The sequence below is a fragment of the Mesorhizobium sp. M7A.F.Ca.ET.027.03.2.1 genome (genome assembly GCF_003999175.1).
Lineage (GTDB): Bacteria > Pseudomonadota > Alphaproteobacteria > Rhizobiales > Rhizobiaceae > Mesorhizobium.
Genome location: NZ_RZOM01000410.1, coordinates 1 through 4,925 on the forward strand (window position 1 = coordinate 1; position 4,925 = coordinate 4,925).

Annotated in this window: 5 protein-coding genes; 1 reads left to right on the forward strand and 4 read right to left on the reverse strand. The window is 59.5% G+C overall.

Annotation, left to right across the window (positions count from 1 at the left end):
• Positions 1-261: 261 nt before the first annotated feature.
• Positions 262-1,005, reverse strand: a complete 744-nt coding sequence (locus EN750_RS18345) for a Crp/Fnr family transcriptional regulator (protein ID WP_126057787.1) — start codon at positions 1,003-1,005, stop codon at positions 262-264.
• A gap of 152 nt (positions 1,006-1,157) precedes the next feature.
• Between EN750_RS18345 and hemN the strand changes: the two genes are divergently transcribed.
• Positions 1,158-2,507 carry an oxygen-independent coproporphyrinogen III oxidase gene (gene hemN / locus EN750_RS18350; protein WP_126059321.1) on the forward strand — a complete coding sequence of 450 codons (1,350 nt, stop codon included), beginning with the start codon at positions 1,158-1,160 and terminating at the stop codon, positions 2,505-2,507.
• A 235-nt stretch (positions 2,508-2,742) separates the two neighbouring features.
• Here hemN and EN750_RS18355 read toward each other — a convergent pair whose 3' ends face one another.
• The 3 genes from EN750_RS18355 to trbG form a co-directional block, all read right to left on the reverse strand.
• Positions 2,743-2,985: a DUF2274 domain-containing protein gene (locus tag EN750_RS18355; protein ID WP_126057786.1), complete on the reverse strand. Its 243-nt coding sequence runs from the start codon at positions 2,983-2,985 to the stop codon at positions 2,743-2,745.
• A gap of 12 nt (positions 2,986-2,997) precedes the next feature.
• Entirely contained in the window at positions 2,998-4,212 is a 1,215-nt protein-coding gene (locus EN750_RS18360) for a TrbI/VirB10 family protein (RefSeq protein WP_126057785.1), read from the reverse strand.
• Positions 4,209-4,925 (reverse strand): P-type conjugative transfer protein TrbG (trbG, locus tag EN750_RS18365; RefSeq protein WP_127397258.1); only part of this gene is annotated, 717 nt, incomplete at its 5' end. The genes trbG and EN750_RS18360, both read right to left, overlap by 4 nt.

Sequence of the window (4,925 nt, forward strand, 5' to 3'; positions counted from 1 at the left end):
GTTGGATGCTATTGCCGATGCCCTGCCAAACGTTGTTCGGATCCCATTGGAAACGAACGCGATCGTTCCGCCGAGCCGTGGCAGATTAAGGACCATGCTTCGCCGGTATGTGCCGAAACACACCTGGCGATTGGTCACGTTCCTATCAAAGCCCGAAAGCTGTTTGTCTCGACCGTGACGCCGCTTCGTCGAAGGCGCGGCAACATCGCATTAAAAGGCAAACACGGCCCGCCCCGGAGTCATGCGACATGGCCTCGCCGCTTAGGGCCGCTCGCGTCCGCCGCCACAGCGCTTCTCCAGACGGCTTATGCTGTCCACCGTCACATGGCGTGCGTTCTCAATCCGAATCACCCCGTCAGCCCGCAATCGCGTCAGTTGGCGGCTCACGGTCTCGTTGGTGATTCCAAGGAAATCAGACATTTCGACACGCGTCAGCGGCAGATCGAAGGACGCCGACCCGGAAGCCGCATCGAGACTGGAATCGATATTCCGGGCCATCATGAGGAGAAAAGTCGCTACCTTTTCCGGAGCTGTCTTGCGCCCCAGCGTCACCATCCACTCGCGCGCCTCATCGAGTTCATTCAGCGTCTGTTTGAGCAGGCGATGCTCGAATTCCCGTGACGCCTTCATCATCCGTTCGACGGCCGCTCGCGGAAACGAACACAGCGTGACTGCTGTTGCCGCTTCCGCATTGATCGAGCTTTCCACCTTGAAAGGACGTCCCAGAAAATCCGGTGCAAACTGGAGACCGACGATCTGCTGGCGCCCATCCGACAGGCTCTTTGATAGCTTTACAACGCCTGAAAGCACGTTGGAGTAGCTGTCGACGTTCTGTGCCTCGCCGGTCAACTCCATTCCTGACTCGATCCGGCGACGCGAGCAAGTCTTGGCGAGCCCAACCAAATTGTCTGGATCGAGCGCACCGCAGACACCGCGACGCCGTGCCTCGCAAGGGAAGCAAAGAACAGGAATGCCGGAACTATGAATGTCTTGCCGAAAGGTCATGCGTTCGCCTTACCCGATCCTAACTGCCGGCAGGATACCCATCCAGGGTAGAGAAATCCTGCGGCGGTTTGTCCATGAGCGCGGCTGATCGAGATCAGGGTCTGCTTCAGCGATGCGTGCAGTGTTCCGGCGGGCAACACGGTGAACGCGAGATGCAATCGGAAATAGCTGTCAAACTCAGCGAGAACGTCCCACGCTACACCAGCTATCCGACGGCGCCGCATTTCCATTCGGGGATCGATGCTGCCATTTACCGTGGCTGGTTGGAGACGCTGGAAAGCGGCGACGAAATCTCGCTGTACCTGCACATTCCTTACTGCGACAAGCTCTGCTGGTTCTGCGCCTGCCACACCAAGCAGACGCACCAATATGAGCCGGTGGCCGCTTATCTGCGCTCGCTGAATGCCGAAATCGTCACGATTGCCGGTCTGCTGAGCGGCAAGGCACATGTCCGTGCAATCCACTTCGGTGGCGGTTCGCCAACTATTCTGAGGCCCGATGATATGGTTGCTCTTGGAGCGGCCTTGCGGGACAGCTTCGACTTTCTCCCGGATGCTACGGTCAGCATCGAAATCGAAACCAACGACATGGACAAGGCGCGCCTTGATGCACTTGCTCAAATCGGCGTAACCCGGGCGAGCCTCGGCGTGCAGGATTTCGATCCGCAAGTGCAAAAAGCAATTAATCGTGAGCAGAGTTTTTTGCAGACCAAGGCAGTCGTCGACGGGGTTCGTTCGCGGGGCGTCGAATCGGTCAATCTGGACCTGCTCTACGGGCTCCCGAATCAGACACGCGAGACGATCTGTTCCACGGTGGCGCAGGCACTGACCTTGGAGCCAGACCGGATGGCCCTGTTCGGCTACGCACATGTGCCCTGGTTCAAGAAGCATCAGACGATGATCGACGAGGCATGGCTGCCGAGTCCCACTGAGCGTTTCGCCCAATCTCAACTCGCGGCGCGGGCAATTGTCGCCAAGGGATATGAGGCAATAGGACTCGATCATTTCGCGAAGCCCGACGATGCGCTGGCCATAGCGGCCCGCGCAGGGGTTTTGCATCGCAATTTTCAGGGCTACACTGAGGATCGCTGCCCGACACTGATCGGACTTGGCCCTTCGTCCATCGGTCGTTTTCGCCAAGGCTACGTGCAAAACATGGCTTCGACTGCCGGGTACGGGCGCATGGTTGCGGATGGCGGGTTGGCTGCCGTCCGCGGCGTTGCCCTTTCCGACGACGATCGCGTCCGTGGCTGGATCATCGAGCGGCTGATGTGTGATTTTGCCTTCTCGGCAGTCGATCTGGTGGAGCGGTTCGGCAAAGCCGGCGAGCAGCTCCTTCATCGCTCGAGGTCCATCGCACTCCACGATCCTGCCCGAGCGCTTGAATTCGATGGTGACAGTTTCCTCGTACGGACTGAAAGTCGCCCCTTCATTCGAACCATCGCGGCCAAGTTCGATACATATTTCAAAGGGGGAACGGCGAGGCACTCGGTGGCGGTCTGAGCAAAGCACAGTGCGCTCGCCGTTTGGTCGATCGGCGAACCAGCTGCGTTCGTTTTGACCGCTCATAGGCGACTACCGCATCAAATCGAAAATGCAAACTTAGGCTGTTGCGCGGTATCTCCTTCCACATCCTCTCTTGCGCATACCTACATTCCAAGGGGTTTGATCCTATGCTTCGCGAGGAGCAGGTAGGTCGCGACAGCTAGGCAATGTTCCAGCTGCCCTAGCGGAGGAGTCACGATTTTCCGGCAAGCTCCGTCGGCAGACGTTCTTTTCTGGCCCTGGCAAAGGCTCGGTCGCCTTCCAGAAACGCCGCCAGCATGAAAGGGATGAGTTCTGCCACGGTTTCAGACTGACCATAGGTCTGACGGTAAAGTGCAGCATACTCCTTGAGTGTTTGGCTCAGCTCCGCGCTGACGGTAATGGTGATCTTCGAAGCTGTTCGGTCCGGAAGTTTTCCAAGTTTCAGGTCAGCCATGATAACTCCTGCTCAACTGGCGTATGGCCGCAGCACGATGTCCTTGTGCACGATGACGCGCAGTGGCCAACCTGGGCGGACGACGATGGTGGGCTGGATATTGAGGTTTTTTTCGGTGATGCGCTGGCCGGCTCGACTGGCGTTCTGCTGGGCTGATTCCCGGATCGCCTTGACCAGATCGCTCTCGTTTTCGCCGAGGCTGAATTCTGTGCCGACACCGAGCAATGTGGCAAGCGCCACTCCCTTGATCATCTGCCAAGTGTGGAAATCGACTTTGTCTTCCAGCCCTGCGTAGCCGGCGGTGTCGCTCGCGGGCAGATTGTCGATTTCGGCCGACGAGCCGTCGGGCAGCAGAATGCGCTGCCAGACCAGCAGCGCTCGCTTTTGCCCGAACGCGACGACGCTGTCGTAGACGCCGATAAGACGTGAGCCCTGCGGAATCAGCAATATGTTGCCCGTGACCGTGTCGTGCACATTTTCGGTGACTTGCGCGACGACAAGGCCCGGCAAATCGGAATTGATGCCGGTGATCAGGCTGGCGGCAATCACGCTGCCAGCCATCAGTTGATATGGCGAGATCGGCGTCTGAAGCGCATGCGGATTGTAGATCCCGCCAGTGCTCCGCTGGCTGAGAAAATCAAGCTTTCGCTGCTGATTGTTCTGGTCGCCTTCCGCCGCCGCCACCGAGGCTGACGCGCGTCCTGCTTCGGATTGGGGAAGCGCCTCAAATGGATGCTGAGCAGTTTGCACGCTCTCTCCGACATCTGTCTGTTGAGCTCGATTTTCGACGCGGAAAAGCACCCGCGATTCACGCGCTTCGATCGCCTGCTGCGCTAGACGCTGCTCCTCGGCCGAGATGTCTTGGCCCGGCACGATGCCGAGCTGGCGCTGCCGCTCGAGGATGGGGCGGCCGAGGTCGCCCGGCAAAGGTAGCCCAAGGACGGGAGGCTTTGGCTTCATGCCGGAATAGTCATGGGGAAGCGTATCGAGTCCCTCGGCGGTTGGTTTGCGCTCAGTGTTGTAGAGATCTTCCGCCTGATCCCTGATGCGAAGGGCCGGCCCCTGGAGGGCGATCATGGTAACGCCGAAGACAGCGCCGGATCCGAGCGCTGCGATAGCGATGATCACACCGCGCCTGAACCGCACCACGCGGCGGGGAGAGGCCCGAAGCTGCAGTTCCTCGGGATCCAGTTTCGGCGGGATGCCAGAGCGGGAATTTTCGATCATGAGCCCTCACCTCGCCGGCTGCCGCGAAAGAGCGAGATCCGCCGTTGCGGTTGCCTGCCGTCAATCCTGCTGATGCGGATCACCTGCTGCCGCTTGGTGCCGAGGCGAAGTTCGGCCGCGGCGAAGAGCCGATCGACGATGTAATAGTTGCCGCGCACGCGATAGTTGACGAGCTCGCTGCTCCCATCTGCGCCGACGATGAAGAGTGGTGGCGCCTCGCCCTGATCTATGCGACGAGGGAACTCAATATAGACCTTGCTGCCGTCGTCGAAGGCTCGCGTCGGTCTCCAGGGCGGTGTGTCGCCACTGATTGAGTAGCGAAAGCGAAGGTTTTCGAGCGCGATGTTCGACGCGACCGGTGTAACTGCCTCGGCTTGAGCATTGCGCTGGCGAAGCGCGATGATCTGGTCTTGGCTGTAGGTCCAGGAGATTGCCGCCATTGCGGTCTTCTCGGTGCTTTGAAGCTGCAAATGATAGGTCCGCCGGTCCGTCGTAATGACGACATTGGTGGCAAGACCCGGCGCGAAGGGTTTTACCAGAACATGGGTGCGCTGATTGTCACCGGTGCCGCTTGCGGTATCGCCAATGACCCAGCGCACGGTGTCGCCAGCCGACACGGCGGTTAGTTTCTCGCCCGGCTGCAGAGCGATGTCGGTCACGCGCTCCGGCGCGGCATAGAGTTGATAAAGCGCGCCATCGGTGAAGGGGTAGAC